Origin of the sequence: Pseudomonas sp. NFPP28, assembly GCF_900115535.1 — a bacterium.
Classification (GTDB): Bacteria; Pseudomonadota; Gammaproteobacteria; order Pseudomonadales; family Pseudomonadaceae; genus Aquipseudomonas; species Aquipseudomonas extremorientalis.
This window is the reverse complement of record NZ_FOWT01000003.1, coordinates 75,624-92,393: the sequence shown is the minus strand read 5'-3', so window position 1 is coordinate 92,393 and position 16,770 is coordinate 75,624. Positions and strand designations below refer to the sequence as shown.

Sequence of the window (16,770 nt, the reverse complement as noted above, 5' to 3'; positions counted from 1 at the left end):
GAATACCGCCAACTTGATGAGCCGTCTGCTGGCCCCCTGCGCCCTGGCGCTGAGCCTTGCCGCCTGCTCGCCCGGGCATGACACCCAGGCGGGCAAGACCCTGAACATCGCGTTTTTCGGCGATAACACCACCCTGGTCAGCGTCGATCCGTTTCAGGTGTATTGGCTGGAGCACCGCGTGCTGCTGCGCAACGTGGCCGAGTCCCTGACCGACCAGGACCCGCAGACCGGCCAGATCATTCCGTGGCTGGCCAAACGCTGGGAAGTGAGTGACGACGCCCTGACCTATACCTTCCACCTGCGTGAGGACGTGACCTTCAGCAACGGCGAGCGCTTCGACGCCAAGGCGGTGAAAACCGCCTTCGACAGCGACAAGGCACTGGCCACCGAATTGCCGGCCACCTTCGGCGCCACCTACCTGGCAGGCTTCGACCACGCCGAGGTGGTGGACGACTTCACCGTCAAGCTGGTGCTGTCCAAGCCCAATGCGGGTTTCCTGCAAGCTACCTCCACCACCAACCTGGCGATCCTCGCGCCGGCTTCCTACGCGCTGAGCGTGAAGGAACGCTCCCTGGGCAAGATCATCGGCACCGGGCCGTTCGTACTGGCCAGCTACACGCCGGAAGTCGGTGCGCACCTGACCAAGCGCAAGGGCTACGCCTGGGCCTCGGCCAATATGAAAAACCAGGGTGAAGCGCACCTGGACGCGGTGGACATCAGCTACATCCCCGAAGAAAGCGTGCGCAACGGCCTGTTCCTGCAAGGCAAGGCCGACATCCTGTGGCCGCGCAACCCGTTCTCGGAGGTCGACCTGAAGCTGTTCCAGTCCAAGGGCGCGACCATTCAGAGCCGTTCGCTGCCGGGGCCGGCGCTGAACCTGTACCCCAATACCCGTGGCGAGCGGATCCTGGCCGACCGGCACGTGCGCCTGGCGCTGCAAAAGGCCCTCGACCGCAAGAGCTACGCCAGCACCGTCTACAACGCTGAGTTCCCGGTGGTGGACGGCATCTTCGATGTGACCACGCCGTACTTCAAAAGCCAGGGTGCCAAGCTGGCCTATGACCCGGCAGGCGCCGAGCAACTGCTGGAGCAAGCCGGCTGGACCAAGGGTGCGGATGGTTACCGGCAAAAGAACGGCAAGCGCCTGAGCCTGAGCTACAACATCACCCCGGCCGAGACCGCGGGCGACGTGCTGATCCAGGACCAACTGCGCAAGGTCGGCATCGAGTTGAAACTCAGCGTGGTCACCCGCGCCGAGTGGGTCGCCAACAACTCGGCGGGCAACTATGACCTGACCATCAACTACATGACCCGTGCCGACCCGATCATCCTGCAGACCATCCTCGATCCACGCAGCGCCAACAGTTCCACGCTGGCCACCAACACCTATGAACCAGCGGTGCTGGAAAAGGCCAAGGGCTTGTTCGACGCCGGCATCACGGCCACCCAAGCCCCGCAACGCGCTGCCGCCTACGGCAGCCTGCAGGATTTACTCATCGATGAAAGCTCCGCGTTCCCGGTGTATGAGCGCGTGTGGCAGGCGGCGACCTCGCCCAAGGTAAAAAACTTCCGCTGGACCGCCGAAGGCTTCGCGCTGCTGGGTGATATCGAGATCGGCACGCCATGAGCCGCTACCTGATCGGCCGCATCGGCCAGGCGCTGCTGGTGCTGTGGGGGGCCTACAGCATCACCTATTTCATTCTGTATCTGCTGCCGGGCGACACCTTGTCGATCATGCTCAGCGCGTCGGGCATCGAGGCCGACGCGCTGTCGGTCGAGGACCTGGCCAAGGCGCGGGCCTACTACGGCCTGGATAAAGGCCTGTTCGAGCAGTATGTCGACCTGCTGCTGGGGGCGTTGCGGGGGGATTTCGGGCAGTCGCTTTCACTGAATCGCCCGGTGGCCGAGTTGCTTGCCGAACGCCTGCCGCAGACCCTGTCCCTGGCGGGCCTGGCCATCGTGTTGTCGTTGCTCGGCGGAATCGGCCTGGCCTACCTGACCGCCTACATCCGTTGGCAACCGCTGAAGAAAGCGCTGGCACGCCTGCCGTCCCTGGGCTTTTCGGTGCCGGTGTTCTGGATGGGGCTGTTGCTGATCCAGGTGTTTGCCTTCGGCCTCGGCTGGTTCCCTGCCACCGGCAGCCGGGGCCTGGAAAGCCTGGTGCTGCCGGCGATTACCCTGGCGATTCCGAGTGCGGCGGTATACGCCCAGGTGCTGCAACGCAGTTTCCAGGGGGTCTGGAAAGAGTCCTATATCACCACCGCCTACGCCAAGGGCCTGAGCCGTGGCCAGGTGCAGGCGCGGCATGGGTTCAAGAATGCGGCGCTGCCGATTCTCACCCTGATCGGCTTGCAGGTGGGCAATACCGTGTCGGGCGCGGTGTTGGTGGAGACCATCTTCGCGCGCTCCGGCATTGGCCGCCTGGCCCAGGAAGCGGTGCTGCGCCAGGACATTCCGGTAGTGCTCGCGATCGTTTCGGTATCGGCGGCGGCTTTTGTCCTTGTAAACCTGTTGGTCGACCTGTTGTACCCGTGGTTCGACCCGCGCATCTCCCACATCCCAAAGGTGTCCTAGACCATGACTGTCCTTGAGCAGAACCTGGGCCGCAATCCCCTCCCGGCCAGCCCTGCGCCGTGGCGCCGCCGCAGCCGCCTGCAACGCGTGGCGGCGACGGTGTTGCCCCTGTTGCGACGACCGGGGTTCAGCCTGGCGCTGCTGGTGGTGGTGTTTGCATGGGTGGCGGCTGTGGCGCCGCACGTATTGAGCAGCTTCGATCCTTACGCCACCTCGCCCGTCGACAAACTGCGCGCGCCCAACCTGATCCACTGGTTTGGCACCGATGAGCTGGGACGCGACCTCTATACGCGGGTGGTGCATGGCGCCGGCCTATCGGTCCTGGCGGCGTTCCTTGCGGTGGGCATCGCCCTCTTGGGCGGGCTGGGCCTGGGCATCCTGTCGGGTTTTGCCGGGGGGCGCATCGACGCGGTGATCATGCGCTTTGTCGATGTACTGCTGGCCCTCCCCGGCCTGCTGCTGGCCCTGGCGATTGTCACGGCCATCGGCTTCGGCACGGTGCCGGTGGCGATTGCCGTGGGCATCGGCATTATTCCGGGGTTTGCCCGCACCACTCGCGCCGAGGTGCTGCGGGTCAAGACCCTGCCCTACGTCGAGGCCGCGCGCCTGGGCGGTGCCAGTTGGGGGCGCACCTTGCTGCGGCACATCCTGCCTAACGCATGGGGGCCGGTGGCCGTGCTGGCGACCCTGGACTTCGGCGCCGCGATCCTGGCCACCGCTGGCCTGAGCTTTCTCGGTTTCGGCGCCGCTCCACCAGCTGCGGAATGGGGCACCCTGATCGCCAACGGTCGACACTTCCTGATCACCGCTCCCTGGGTTTCCCTGCTGCCCGGCCTGTTCCTGGTGGCCGTGGTGTTCAGCCTCAACCATATCGCCCGCACCTTCGAGGAGATCCAGCGATGAGCGCTCTAGTAGATGTTCGTCAACTCAGCGTCAGCTATCGGCACGGCCACACGGCGGTCAATCGCCTGTCACTGAACATCGCCCAGGGCGAAACCGTGGCGATTGTCGGCGAGTCCGGCTCCGGTAAATCGACCCTGGCCAACGCTATCCTCGGTCTATTGCCGGACAGTGCGCAGATCACCGCCGGCCAGCTGTGGGTAGAGGGCCACGACCTGACCCACGCCAGTGAACGCCAAAAGCGCGCATTGCGCGGCCGCACCATCGGCCTGGTGCCCCAGGATCCGATGGTCAGCCTCAACCCGACCCTGCGCGTGGGCCAGCAGATCGCCGAGGCGCTGATCCTGGCCAGAGGCAAACGCTACCCTGGCGTCGATGCGGACATTGTCGAACTGCTGCAACAGGTTGGCATCGACAAGCCCGTACTGCGTGCGCGCCAGTACCCTCATGAACTCTCCGGCGGCATGCGCCAACGCGTGCTGATTGCCATTGCCCTGGCGGGCAACCCGCGCTTGATCATCGCCGACGAACCCACCAGTGCCCTCGACGTGACGGTGCAGCGCAAGATCCTCGACCACTTGCAACGCCTGGTGAGTGAACGGGGGATTTCGCTGTTGATCATCACCCATGACCTCGGTGTGGCCGCCGACCGCGCCGACCGGATCCTGGTGATGCAACACGGTGAAGTGGTCGAACAGGGCACGCCAGGTCGGATCCTTGGCGCGCCACAACACGATTACACCCGGGCACTGATTGCCGCCGCTCCGGCGTTTGCCAAACGGCGCGAGCCCTTGCCGCACATCGACTCGACCCAGGCCCCGATCCTGAGCCTGAAAAACGTCGGCAAGACATTTGCGCTGCCCAAGGTCAAGGGCGAAGAATCAACGTTCGTGGCCCTCGAGGACCTCAACCTGCAGGTGTACCCCGGCCAGACCCTGGCCATCGTCGGTGAGTCCGGCTCGGGCAAGAGCACCGCGCTGCGCATCGCACTCGGCCTGGAAAAACCGACCCAGGGCCAGGTCTGGTTCGAGCAACAGGACGTCACCCACCTGAACTGGCGCGACTTCCGCCCACTGCGCCAACGCCTGCAACTGGTGCAACAGAACCCGTTCGCCGCCCTGGACCCACGCTTCACCGTGTTCGACAGCATCGTCGAACCCCTGGTGTCCTTCGGGCGGCTCAAGGGCGCCGCGCTGGAACAGGCGGCCCGGGAGTTGATCAGCCGCGTGCATTTACCGGTCAGCTACCTGGATCGGCTGCCGCGAGAGCTGTCCGGCGGCCAGTGCCAACGCGTCGCCATCGCCAGGGCCCTGGCGTTGAAACCTGACCTGTTGTTGCTCGACGAGCCAGTGAGCGCGCTGGATGTGTCGGTGCAGGCGCACATCCTTGAGCTGCTGGAAGAGCTGCAACGGGAGATGGGTATCGCGTATGTACTGGTGTCCCACGACCTGTCGGTGGTGGCCAACTTTGCCCATGAGGTGCTGGTGTTGCGCAATGGCCGGGTGATCGAGCAGGGCTCGGTGGAGCAGATCTTCCATCGGCCGGCCAGCGAGTACACGCGGGAATTGATTGCGGCCATCCCTGGCCGGCAGGTCATTGCGAGCGCCGCGTGAGACCTGTATCGCAGTGCCACACGAAACAGTTGTCGGCAACGGCGCGATCCCCGAGCATCGCGCCCCCGACCGTCGGGCTCTCCAGGGATATTCCGCGCCTGTCTTTACAGCCCAGGCAAAAGACCTTTGTCATCACGCCTATTGATAGCCCCCTAACGAAACCCCCATGCTAGAGGGCTAATCTCGCGCTTATATCATTCCGAATGATAGTTACCTTTGCTTCATTCGATTCGTGACATAGCACAGCGCCGCGCATGATCCGCCCATCTCAAATACATTGGCGGATGCACCTCATGGAACAGTCACTCAAACATTTGCGCTTCCCCTTGGCCATTTTGGCGGTAGTGGTGATGAGCGCGTGCGGCAAAACCCCGGAACAAGCGGCCGCCATGCCAGCTGCCAAAGTCAGCGTGGCCAAGGTGCTGGAACAACCGGTCAACGAGTGGGATGAATTCACCGGTCGCCTGGAAGCCCCGGAAACCGTGCAGATCCGTCCGCGCGTGTCCGGCCAGATCGACCAGGTGGCCTTCACCGAAGGCGCGCTGGTGAAGAAAGGCGACCTGCTGTTCCAGATCGACCCGCGTCCGTTCCAGGCCGAAGTGCGTCGCCTTGAAGCCCAGCTTGCCCAAACCAAAGCTGCCGCGACCCGCAGCGATAACGAAGCGCAACGTGGCGAACGCCTGCGCCAGAGCAATGCGATCTCCGCTGAACTGGCCGACTCGCGCACCACCGCCGCCCAGGAAGCCCGCGCCGCCGTCGCAGGGATCCAGGCGCAGCTGGACCTGGCCAAGCTGAACCTGAGCTTCACCCGCGTGACTTCGCCGATCAGCGGCCGCGTCAGCCGTGCCGAAATCACCGCCGGCAACCTGGTGACCGCCGACGTCACCGCGCTGACCAGCGTGGTTTCCACCGACAAGGTCTACGCCTACTTCGACGCCGATGAGCGGGTGTTCCTCAAATACACCGAGCTGGCTCGCCAAGGCCGCCGTGGCGCCACCACTCCGGTGTACCTGGGCCTGTCCAACGAGACCGGCAACCCGCACCTGGGCCAGATGAACTTCGTCGACAACCAGGTCAACCCGGCCACCGGCACCATCCGCGGTCGCGCCGTGTTCGACAACAGCAAGGGCGAATACACCCCTGGCCTGTACGCCCGCCTGAAGCTGGTCGGCAGCGGCACCTACTCTGCCGTGCTGATTAACGATGAAGCCGTGGGCACCGACCTGGGCAAGAAGTTCGTGCTGGTGATGGAAGGCGACAAGCCGGCCTACCGCGCAGTGGAACTGGGGCCGAAGATCGAAGGTTTGCGCATCGTGCGCAGCGGCCTGAACAAGGACGACACCATTATCGTCAAGGGTCTGCAGCGTGTGCGCCCAGGGTCGCCGGTCGCCCCGGAAACCATTCCGATGGCCAGCAAGGAAACCCTCGCCGCCTTGGCCCAACAACGACAAGCACTTGAAGCCAGCAACCTGGAGCAAGTGGCGCCGGAAAAAACCGCGCCCAAGCTCGCAGCCGTTGCAGCTCCACGCGGTTAAGGGAAACGACTCAAGATGAATTTTTCCAAGTTCTTCATTTCGCGGCCGATCTTCGCAGCAGTGCTCTCACTGTTGATCCTGATCGCCGGTGCGATCTCGCTGTTCCAATTGCCGATCAGCGAATACCCGGAAGTGGTGCCGCCGACCGTGGTGGTGCGCGCCAACTTCCCGGGCGCCAACCCCAAGGTCATCGGTGAGACCGTGGCAGCACCTCTCGAGCAGGCGATCACCGGCGTCGAGAACATGCTGTACATGTCCTCGCAGTCGACCGCCGACGGCAAGCTGACCCTGACCATCACCTTCGCCCTGGGCACCGACCTGGACAACGCGCAGGTGCAAGTGCAAAACCGTGTGACCCGGACTCAGCCGAAACTGCCTGAGGAAGTGACGCGCATCGGTATCACCGTGGACAAGGCCTCCCCCGACCTGACCATGGTGGTGCACTTGACCTCTCCGGATCAGCGCTACGACATGCTCTACCTGTCCAACTACGCCTTGCTCAACGTGAAGGATGAGTTGGCGCGCCTCGGCGGTGTGGGTGACGTGCAGCTGTTCGGCATGGGCGACTACTCCCTGCGTGTATGGCTGGACCCGAACAAGACCGCTTCGCGCAACCTGACTGCGACCGATGTAGTGACCGCGATCCGCGAGCAGAACCGTCAAGTGGCCGCCGGTGCCCTGGGTGCGCAACCCGCGCCGACCGCCACCGCGTTCCAGTTGTCGGTGAACACCCAGGGTCGCCTGGTGACCGAGGAAGAGTTCGAGAACATCATCATTCGCTCCGGCGCCAACGGTGAAATCACGCGGTTGAAAGACATCGCTCGGGTGGAGCTGGGTTCCAGTCAATACGCCCTGCGCTCGTTGCTCAACAACCAGCCGGCCGTGGCCATCCCGATCTTCCAGCGCCCTGGCTCCAACGCCATCGAGATCTCCAACGAAGTGCGCGGCAAGATGGAAGAGCTGAAAAAGAGCTTCCCGCAAGGCATGGACTACAGCATCGTCTATGACCCGACCATCTTTGTGCGTGGCTCCATCGAAGCGGTGGTGCATACCCTGTTCGAAGCGCTGATCCTGGTTGTGCTGGTGGTGATCCTGTTCCTGCAGACCTGGCGCGCCTCGATCATTCCGCTGGTGGCGGTGCCGGTATCGTTGATCGGTACGTTTGCGGTAATGCACCTGTTCGGTTTCTCGCTCAACGCGCTGTCGCTGTTCGGCCTGGTACTGGCCATCGGTATCGTGGTGGACGACGCCATCGTGGTGGTGGAGAACGTCGAGCGGAACATCGAGCTGGGCCTGGACCCCTTCCCGGCCACTGAAAAAGCCATGAGCGAAGTGACCGGCCCGATCATCGCCACTGCGTTGGTGCTGTGTGCGGTGTTCGTGCCCGCGGCATTCATCAGCGGCTTGACCGGGCAGTTCTACAAGCAGTTCGCCTTGACCATTGCGATCTCGACGGTGATCTCGGCGTTCAACTCGCTGACCTTGTCCCCTGCCCTGGCGGCGGTGTTGCTCAAGAGCCATAACGCGCCGAAGGATGGGTTCTCCAAGTTCCTCGACAAGTTGCTGGGTGGCTGGTTGTTCAAACCGTTCAACCGCTTCTTCGACAAGGCCAGCCATGGCTACGTCGGTACCGTACGCCGGGTGATCCGTGGCAGTGGTATCGCGCTGTTCCTGTATGCCGGCCTGATGGTCCTGACCTGGCTGGGCTTTGCCCACACGCCAACCGGTTTCGTACCGGCCCAGGACAAGCAATACCTGGTGGCCTTCGCCCAACTGCCGGACGCCGCGAGCCTGGACCGTACCGAGGACGTGATCAAGCGCATGTCCGACATCGCCCTGAAACAACCGGGCGTGGAAGCCGCCGTGGCCTTCCCGGGCCTGTCGATCAACGGTTTCACCAACAGCCCGAACAGCGGCATCGTGTTCGTGACCTTGAAGCCGTTCGACGAGCGTAAAGACCCGAGCATGTCCGCCGGCGCGATTGCCGGTGCCTTGAACGGCAAGTACAGCAGCATCCAGGAAGCCTACATGGCGATCTTCCCACCGCCGCCGGTACAGGGCCTGGGTACGATCGGCGGCTTCCGCCTGCAGATCGAAGACCGGGGCAACCTGGGTTACGACGAGCTGTACAAAGAAGTGCAGAACATCATCACCAAGAGCCGTACCACACCGGAACTGTTCGGCCTGTTCACTAGCTACACGGTCAACGTGCCCCAGGTCGATGCCGCCATCGACCGTGAAAAGGCCAAGACCCACGGCGTGGCGATCAGCGACATCTTCGACACCCTGCAGATCTACCTGGGTTCGTTGTATGCCAACGACTTCAACCGCTTCGGCCGGACCTACCAGGTCAACGTGCAGGCTGAGCAACAGTTCCGCCTCGATGAAGACCAGATCGGCCAACTGAAAGTGCGCAACAACAAAGGCGAAATGATCCCGCTGGCGACCTTCATCAAGGTCAGCGACACCTCGGGCCCGGACCGCGTGATGCACTACAACGGCTTTATCACCGCCGAAATCAACGGCAACGCTGCACCTGGCTACAGTTCGGGCCAGGCACAGGCGGCCATCGAGAAACTGCTGAAAGACGAACTGCCCAACGGCATGACCTACGAGTGGACCGACCTGACCTATCAGCAAATCCTCTCGGGCAACACCGCGCTGTTCGTGTTCCCGCTCTGCGTACTGCTGGCGTTCCTGGTACTGGCCGCCCAATACGAAAGCTGGAGCCTGCCATTGGCGGTGATCCTGATCGTACCGATGACCCTGTTGTCGGCGATTACCGGGGTGATCATCTCGGGCGGTGACAACAACATCTTTACCCAGATCGGCTTGATCGTACTGGTGGGCCTGGCGTGCAAGAACGCGATTCTGATCGTCGAGTTCGCCAAGGATAAACAGGCAGAAGGCCTCGACCCGCTCGCTGCGGTACTGGAAGCCTGCCGTCTGCGTCTGCGGCCGATCCTGATGACCTCGTTCGCTTTCATCATGGGTGTGGTACCCCTGGTGTTGTCCAGCGGTGCCGGTGCCGAGATGCGTCATGCCATGGGCGTGGCGGTGTTCTCCGGGATGATCGGTGTGACCTTCTTCGGTCTGTTGCTGACGCCAGTGTTCTACGTACTGATCCGTCGCTCTGTGGAGCGCAGCGAAGCGCGCAAAGCGGCCAAGGCCTTGAAGCTGGAGACACAGCAATGAGTGTGAAAGTATTCCTGCCGAGCTTGCTGGTCCTGGCGCTGAGCGCCTGTGCCGTGGGCCCGGACTACAAAGCCCAGACTCCGGAGGCGGCCAATATCACGGCCGCTGCCGACGCCAAAAAGTATGACCACGCCAAGTTCGAAGGCATTTGGTGGCAGCAGTTCGAAGACCCGACCCTCAACCAGTTGGTGACCCAATCGCTGCAAGGCAACCGTGATTTGCGCGTCGCTTTTGCCCGTCTGCGGGCGGCCCGAGCGATCCGCGATGACGCCAGCAATGACGCGATGCCGACCATCACCAGCCGCGCCAGCAGTGACCTGGCCAAGGGTCAAATCCCGGGCCAGACCACCAAGCGTGTCAACAGTGAGCGTTACGACCTCGGTCTGGACATGGCCTGGGAACTGGACCTGTTCGGTCGCATCCAGCGCAACCTGGAAGCCACCGACGCCGACCAGCAAGCCGCCGAGGCTGACTTGTACCAGTTGCAAGTCACCATGATTGCCGAACTGGTGGATGCCTACGGTCAGCTGCGTGGTGCGCAACTGCGTGAACGCATTGCTTTGGACAACCTGAAGAACCAGCAGGAATCGCGCGCCATCACGGTCAGCCTGCGCGATGCCGGTGTGGGCGACCAGCTCGACGTGGAGCGTGCCGACGCACGCCTCGCCGCGGTCGAAGCCAGCGTGCCGCAACTGCAGGCCGAGCAAGTGCGCGAGCGTAACCGCATCGCTACCCTTCTCGGCCAGCGTCCCGACAAATTGACAGTCGACCTGAGCCCGAAAGACCTGCCGGCGATTGCCAAGGCCTTGCCGATTGGCGATCCGGGGCAACTGCTGCAACGTCGCCCGGACATCCTCAGCGCCGAACGCAAACTGGCCGCCGCCACTGCGCGTATCGGCGTGGCCAAGGCCGACCTCTTCCCACGGGTCAGCCTCAGCGGCTTCCTCGGCTTTACCGCCGGGCGCGGTTCCCAGATCGGCTCGTCCGCCGCGAATGCCTGGGCCCTCGGCCCGAGCATCACCTGGGCCGCCTTCGACCTGGGCAGCGTGCGCGCCCGTTTGCGCGGCGCCGATGCCGAAGCGGATGGTGCCCTGGCGACCTACGAGCAGCAAGTGCTGCTGGCCCTGGAAGAGTCCGAGAACGCCTTCAGCGACTACGGCAAGCGTCAGCAACGCCTGGTTTCGCTGATCCGCCAAAGCGAATCCAGCCGCGCCGCCGCCGACCTGGCCGCGATCCGCTACCGCGAAGGCACCGTGGACTTCCTGGTGCTGCTGGACGCGCAACGCGAGCGCCTGGCCGCCGAAGATTCCCAGGCCCAGGCCGAAGTGGACCTGTATCGCGGCATCGTCGCGATCTACAAGGCTCTGGGGGGGGGCTGGCAGCCGGACACGGTGGTCGCCAGCGCCAAGTGAGGTAAAGAGCTCCTTTGGTTGGTCGCATCCAGCCAATTTTTTGCCCCGTGGTCCATTCGGTCACGGGGCTTTTTTTGGCCTGGGCAGCAGTGAAGGGCTGTATCAGATTCTCGGGTTCAGAATGCTTTCCCCCTCAGGTGTCAATGCCTTGAAGAACGGTCCGTCCGCTTTGATTTGTGCCAATGCATACAACACGCGCGCTAGCCTGCCATTGCCGTCGCCATAGGGGTGAAATCGGACCGCTGCCGCGAACAGGCCGTCCGCCAGAAGCCACTTGCCTTCCTGTGCGCTTTGAGCAAGTTCAGGCAATAGCTTCTCGAACCCCGCGTGCCCGATCTCCGACGCCATATAAACAGGGTCGCTGCTGGAGCGGAAGTCACGATAAGGTTCACCCGGCCCGGGTTTGTAGACCTGCGCATGAATCTCATCAATCGTGTGAATGTCAGTCAGGTCGGCGTCTCGGTTACGCCACAACACGCCCCGAACCTCGTCCGCCGTTAAACCATCGGAGCGACTCGTATCGACAATCCACTCCGCCGCCTTTTCGTAGGGATTACCCAGTTTGAGCTCGCGAGGGACCAACGGGGTGCTGTCCAGCAGGGATCTCATTGCGGTGTTGGTTGCCTCCAAACGGGCACGGTCCTTTGCCAGGCGACGCAAACCATGGCCTACCTCGCCCTGTAACGTGCCCCAGGCAAAGCGCTGACGCGGGACGCCAAGACCGTCCAGCTTCAAGTTGTCACGAATGGATTGAACAACGGTGGCTTTATCGGTGGAACCCATCAGCGCCCGGGCGTCATCACTTAGCAACAGTCGGTTTACCAGATAGTCGATCTTGTCCTCGTCCGACAGTGAACCCCAGTTTTTCGGACCCAACAATTGAAATCCTGGATTATCAATAGCAAGGGGGGGCGGTGCAGCGCTGGATATGGGTACTTGAAGGCCGGGTTTACGGTTCGCAATATCCTGGGCGCGCACGCGAGCAATCCCACGTACGGAAGTGCTCACTTTGTCCAGCGGCGTAGGGCCGGACGCTGCATTCGGTTGCGCGAGGGTTGGCTTGCTCCAGCCGTAACTGAGCAGGTGGCCGCCCTCGATAAACTGCTTAGGCCCGGGTGCGGAAAAACCTGAAAAAGCTGCCTCTGCCGACCGCAGGTTGGAAAAGTCCTTGTACTTGATCAGTGCCTTGTTCGTAGCAGCCTGATAGGCCTGCATTAATGCCGGCTCCGGCAGAATCATCGGGTCTGTAAACGAGGGCATGCCTTTATTGGCAAACTGTGGCGCCGTCAGATCAAACGCGTAGGTTTTGCCCTTGAAGTCGCCTATAGGTAAAAAATGGTTGAATACACCGTCCGGGTTGCGCGAACTCCAGATCAGCATCGCTCGAAACTTGATGTTTTCAAACCCATTTGTACGCATGAATTCGGCAACCGTTTCCGCGGCGCTTGCGCACTGTCCTGCGGGAGCCATGAAAGCATTGTGCAGCTTGGGATTGGCGCGCAATGTGTCCATGAACCCATGCATCTCAACGGGTAGTGCTCGTGAAGGGCTGCCTTCAATCTGTCGAAAGGGCTCGATTCGGGTATCAACGTCAGGCGCGCTTGTGGGCGCCGCAAGTACGCGGGTCGGTGGCTTTTTGAATGATATTGAAGGCGGTGATAAGCGTAATTCTGAGGTTTTGACGAGGGCACTGAATCCTTTGTTGGTATCCTGAAGATGTGCCAACGCATAGAGTGTCCTTGCCAATGGATCGTTATTAGTCGCATAGGGTTTAAAACTCTGGGTCAACCCGAACAACCATTCAGCTCGGGACAATCCCGTTGGAACACCCGAGTTCTTCAGTTGGTGTGCAAATGCACCACGAGCGATATCAGACCCCATCTGACCAGCTTCTCCACTGAGGCGAACCGCTTCTTCGGAAGTCCCGCTGATTGCCCGATGAATATCATCAATCACACTGATTTTGCTCAAATCGGCCTGCTGAAACTGCGCAATAACCCGCTGCAAACGCCCTTCCGGTATCCAGGGGCTGCTGGACGCCGCAATCCAGCCCGCCGCCCTCTGCACAGGTGGCCCACTGACGGCGCGTGTCTCAATGGTCGGCGGCTGCTTATGCAGTTGTTTTATAAACTGGTCCACGGTATCGAGGCGTTTTGAATCAGATTCAAGCAATGCTTTTGCAGGATTGATTTCACTACGTTCACTCTTCCAATTCGTCGCTGTCGTGAGATCACGTCGCAAATTATTGGCAATCGACTGTCTGACAGACTGCTCACTGGTCCGCGCGATCAACTTCTTGCCGATACGGGAGGCCATTAACTTAGTCGACAAGTAACTGACCTTTTGTGCATCGGTCATTTGGTTCCAGATCGTTGGTGTTCCTGCTACCCCTTGGATGCCTGGCGCCGCTCCTGATGCCACAACATGGCCCGTTGCAGATGAAGAGCCTGCACTTTTAGGGAGCAATGCAGCCGCACTTGCCGGCGAGTGGGAAGCAGAAGCGGCAGGGCGAAAGTTGATCCCGTACTTGCGTGCCAGCACGTTGTTTATTATGCGAAACGTATCAGGCCGAATAATGTATTCCTTGGAAAAACGGTAATAATTCACCGCCGAGGCCAATGTATTTGCCCCTTTTGCTCCGCCAATCGCCAAAGGAATGCCGAGTGAAATAGCCGTTGAAATAAGAGATACCCAAGCGGACGTTTTGGCGGTATCTCGCTCCGTCGGATCGTCGCTGATTTCAGCTTTCAACGCGTGGGCGCCTGCGCTGGCCAACCCCAGGCCAGTGGCGTAGATCATCCCTTTCAATGCGGCGCCGCTGCCGGGAGCGCCGAACATAAATATTAAGCCTTGGACCTTCAGAAACTCGGTGAGGACATCCAGTGCTTTGAGCGAATAGTACTCCCAATCAGCAAAAATCAACGTGTCAATATCTGATTCGACACGTTCCATATTTGACTTGAACAAAGAGGCGCTCAGTTGCTGTATGCTTTCCTGGGCGGTAAAGGTCAAGGGTTTGATATTGACCTGGCCACCGTTACGGCCCATCCCTATTTGAACGTTTGTCGACATCTTTGTTCGAGTGACCTCAAACGCCTGTGGATTCCTGGCGGCCTTAATTTGCTCAATGAGCGGCAGTTTTATACGGATCCAGCTTTTGAATTTTTCATCTTTTGGGTAAACAGGCATCCCCTCAGTATAAGACGCCCCGAACTTCCAGTAGCTATTACGTTTTTCACTGATATAAAAACAGTTGTCGTCATCCACACTACACAGGACCGCCGCCTGCCCTTGAGTGACAGCAAACACACCATTGACCTTCGCGCCATGAAATTCAACCTCAGATGCCTTTAATTCTCCATTCAGAAAACGACTCATCAACACATGACCAGGATGCTCAATGGAAGTGTTGGAGAGATAGTTAAATGCAGCATTCTTGATCCTGCCATCATAGAAGTCTACCCATTTCTGCTCTATGTCTGGCCGAGATTTATAAGCAGAAAGCTCAGCCTCCAATGCCGGCCCCAATGAATGTTTAATAAATTTGACTAGCTGCGGATGGGAAACGCGGGAAACCTTATAGCCCATATCGAGATATCCGCGCATCGATCTTATCTCCTTCAAGTAAGTACCGGTGATGACTTCCTTGAGCGTGAAATATTTTTTACGTTCTACTGTAGCCACGATATTGTAGTTAAGGTTGCGTGACTGGTCTTCCTCGTACCAAACGGTTATCGTGCTGTTAAGTCGCAGACTCACGGTCTCTCCCGTCTTCCTTTCAAATGCCTTGATACGCTGAATGATCATTTCGTCCAATGCAGCAGACGGTTCCAGAATGGGTGCATAAAGGTTGGTCATCCATTCGAGGGAGTCTTTAATGTGCGCTTCCAGACTACTGGTCAATTTTTTCTCATACGTCGCTTGGAGTTCGGTACGCTGAATTTCGAAGCGCTGCAATCCCGTGGTAATCGCCCCTGCCAGCATCTTGTCATCCACCTCGGCACCGATGCCTCCAGCGTTTCGCACAAGCTCACCATTGGTCTGGTTTTCGCCATGGGCACGATGCTTCAGCATTGCGTCGACTGAGCCTGTCCGTGCAACCGAAAGGTTGCCATCATCCACACTGCGAGGGGCGCGAGACTTCACTGTGTACAACTGATCCAGAAACACTTGCCCGATCGATACATCCGGGTGATCAGGCAGTGCCTGTTCGAGTGCGATATCCACCTCTGCGTCCAGCATCGGCAAGCGATCGCTTGAATACGTCCTTCGTTCGTTATCTTCCAGTCCTGGGGAAGCTGGCAGGAACCAGTTGCTATAAAACGTACTGATGCCGCCATAGGCGGCAAGCACCCCCAACGCAAGCACAGGGTGTTCTCCGACAGCATCGCCGACGCGTTGCGTCAGTAGAACCCCCTTGCCGAGCAACCAACTGCCCAAGGCAATGCCCAAGCGTTGCATCTCTGGCGTGTAACCTTGCTCCTCAACAGGCCCTGTGGTTTCACGGTAGACACCATTGGCGCCCGTGGCGTAACGACCCGACATCGGCGGACTGGCTTGGCTGAGCACGTCTTTGAGCAGGACTCTGACTTCCTCCAACTCGACACCTTCGGCACCCGGCAGGCTCAACGCGGCATCGATGCGGCTCAGCACCTGCCGGGTTTGAGAAGTGAACGACGCCAACCATTGTTTATCCGCAGGGGCGGCCTCTGCGTGTTTTTCCCGAAGATCATCGACAACATTAGGACCATGGTCGACTGCGGCCATCCGCAGCTCGTCCTCGTGGTACATCTGGGCCTGGTTGACCTGCAGCAGGTCGGGCCGCACACACTGTTTGTTGTACATGCCCTTGATTCCATCAGCAGCATCCAGAATCCCCTGCCCGGCCTGCTGTAACCCCAAATAGGTCTGCACGTTGAACAGTGGCAGTAGCGGCGCCGTGTCCTTCGCCAAGGTTTCGCCGACATCGATGGCGAAGGCAAACTTGGCGGCCTCGAAGCGCTCTCTCAGTCGATTGACATGGACGCTGACCACGGCGGCCTTATCGCCAGTGAGCCCACGCAGGCTGTCCTCGGCGTCCATCAGTTGCTCGCCCATTTGCGCAAGCGCTTCAGCCTTGGCGAGGGGAATATAGCGGTTGTTCAACCTGGCCAGCCGCTCTCTGGCCTTCCACGCCTGTTGCAGGGACCGATTGGGTGTATGCCCCGGCTGATGCCCTGACCCCGCCATTTGCACACTCACCCACAGGTCCTTGATTTTCTGGCGGGTGCTGAGCGGCCGTGGACGAACATCTTCATATGCCGCCCGTAACATATGGTGTTGATAGGCGTCGGACTCACGTTTTATCTGAGTGCGTAACTGGTTCAGCTCGTTGCCGAGCGCTTCGCTTTCCTTGCGAGGTATTGCATTCGTAGCCACTGGCAACTGCGCCACGGCAGCGTTACCCGGCCCTGATTCACCGGCAGTGAGAGATGGAGAGGTTATCGACAGCGGCATCTGACAGACTCTTCAGCGAGGAAAGATGCCTGAGAGTTGCGGATT

At 60.4% G+C, this 16,770-nt stretch carries 8 protein-coding genes; 7 read left to right on the top strand and 1 reads right to left on the bottom strand.

Features of this window, described 5'->3' with window-relative positions:
• Nucleotides 1-16 precede the first annotated feature (16 nt).
• The 7 genes from BM110_RS09135 (at nt 17) to BM110_RS09105 (ending at nt 11,229) form a co-directional block, all read left to right on the top strand.
• Nucleotides 17-1,627 (top strand): ABC transporter substrate-binding protein, encoded by a 1,611-nt coding sequence (locus tag BM110_RS09135; RefSeq protein WP_175538841.1) that lies wholly within the window; start codon nt 17-19, stop codon nt 1,625-1,627.
• On the top strand, nt 1,624-2,574 hold the full coding sequence (locus BM110_RS09130; RefSeq protein ID WP_093513209.1) for an ABC transporter permease: 951 nt from the start codon (nt 1,624-1,626) through the stop codon (nt 2,572-2,574). The genes BM110_RS09135 and BM110_RS09130 overlap by 4 nt, the downstream gene beginning before the upstream one ends.
• Nucleotides 2,575-2,577: 3 nt before the next feature.
• Entirely contained in the window at nt 2,578-3,477 is a 900-nt protein-coding gene (locus tag BM110_RS09125; protein ID WP_093513208.1) for an ABC transporter permease, read from the top strand.
• A complete protein-coding gene (locus BM110_RS09120; RefSeq protein ID WP_093513207.1) occupies nt 3,474-5,087 on the top strand; it encodes a dipeptide ABC transporter ATP-binding protein in 1,614 nt (537 codons plus the stop codon). Before BM110_RS09125 ends, BM110_RS09120 begins: the two co-directional genes overlap by 4 nt.
• Nucleotides 5,088-5,380: 293 nt before the next feature.
• Nucleotides 5,381-6,622 (top strand): multidrug efflux RND transporter periplasmic adaptor subunit MexE, encoded by a 1,242-nt coding sequence (gene mexE / locus BM110_RS09115; RefSeq protein WP_071488457.1) that lies wholly within the window; start codon nt 5,381-5,383, stop codon nt 6,620-6,622.
• A gap of 15 nt (nt 6,623-6,637) precedes the next feature.
• Complete coding sequence (locus BM110_RS09110) at nt 6,638-9,817, top strand: efflux RND transporter permease subunit (RefSeq protein WP_071488416.1); 3,180 nt, start codon at nt 6,638-6,640, stop codon at nt 9,815-9,817.
• A complete protein-coding gene (locus tag BM110_RS09105; protein ID WP_092250136.1) occupies nt 9,814-11,229 on the top strand; it encodes an efflux transporter outer membrane subunit in 1,416 nt (471 codons plus the stop codon). Before BM110_RS09110 ends, BM110_RS09105 begins: the two co-directional genes overlap by 4 nt.
• A 102-nt stretch (nt 11,230-11,331) precedes the next feature.
• Here BM110_RS09105 and BM110_RS09100 read toward each other — a convergent pair whose 3' ends face one another.
• A complete protein-coding gene (locus BM110_RS09100; protein ID WP_093513206.1) occupies nt 11,332-16,725 on the bottom strand; it encodes a hypothetical protein in 5,394 nt (1,797 codons plus the stop codon).
• Nucleotides 16,726-16,770: the final 45 nt, after the last annotated feature.

What these genes read in the sequence shown, in the direction of transcription:
- BM110_RS09135 (WP_175538841.1), top strand. Translation starts at nt 17, where the DNA reads ATGAGCCGTCTGCTGGCCCCCTGCGCCCTGGCGCTGAGCCTTGCCGCC.
- mexE (WP_071488457.1), top strand. Translation starts at nt 5,381, where the DNA reads ATGGAACAGTCACTCAAACATTTGCGCTTCCCCTTGGCCATTTTGGCG.
- BM110_RS09130 (WP_093513209.1), top strand. Translation starts at nt 1,624, where the DNA reads ATGAGCCGCTACCTGATCGGCCGCATCGGCCAGGCGCTGCTGGTGCTG.
- BM110_RS09110 (WP_071488416.1), top strand. Translation starts at nt 6,638, where the DNA reads ATGAATTTTTCCAAGTTCTTCATTTCGCGGCCGATCTTCGCAGCAGTG.
- BM110_RS09125 (WP_093513208.1), top strand. Translation starts at nt 2,578, where the DNA reads ATGACTGTCCTTGAGCAGAACCTGGGCCGCAATCCCCTCCCGGCCAGC.
- BM110_RS09120 (WP_093513207.1), top strand. Translation starts at nt 3,474, where the DNA reads ATGAGCGCTCTAGTAGATGTTCGTCAACTCAGCGTCAGCTATCGGCAC.
- BM110_RS09105 (WP_092250136.1), top strand. Translation starts at nt 9,814, where the DNA reads ATGAGTGTGAAAGTATTCCTGCCGAGCTTGCTGGTCCTGGCGCTGAGC.
- BM110_RS09100 (WP_093513206.1), bottom strand. Translation starts at nt 16,725, where the DNA reads ATGCCGCTGTCGATAACCTCTCCATCTCTCACTGCCGGTGAATCAGGG.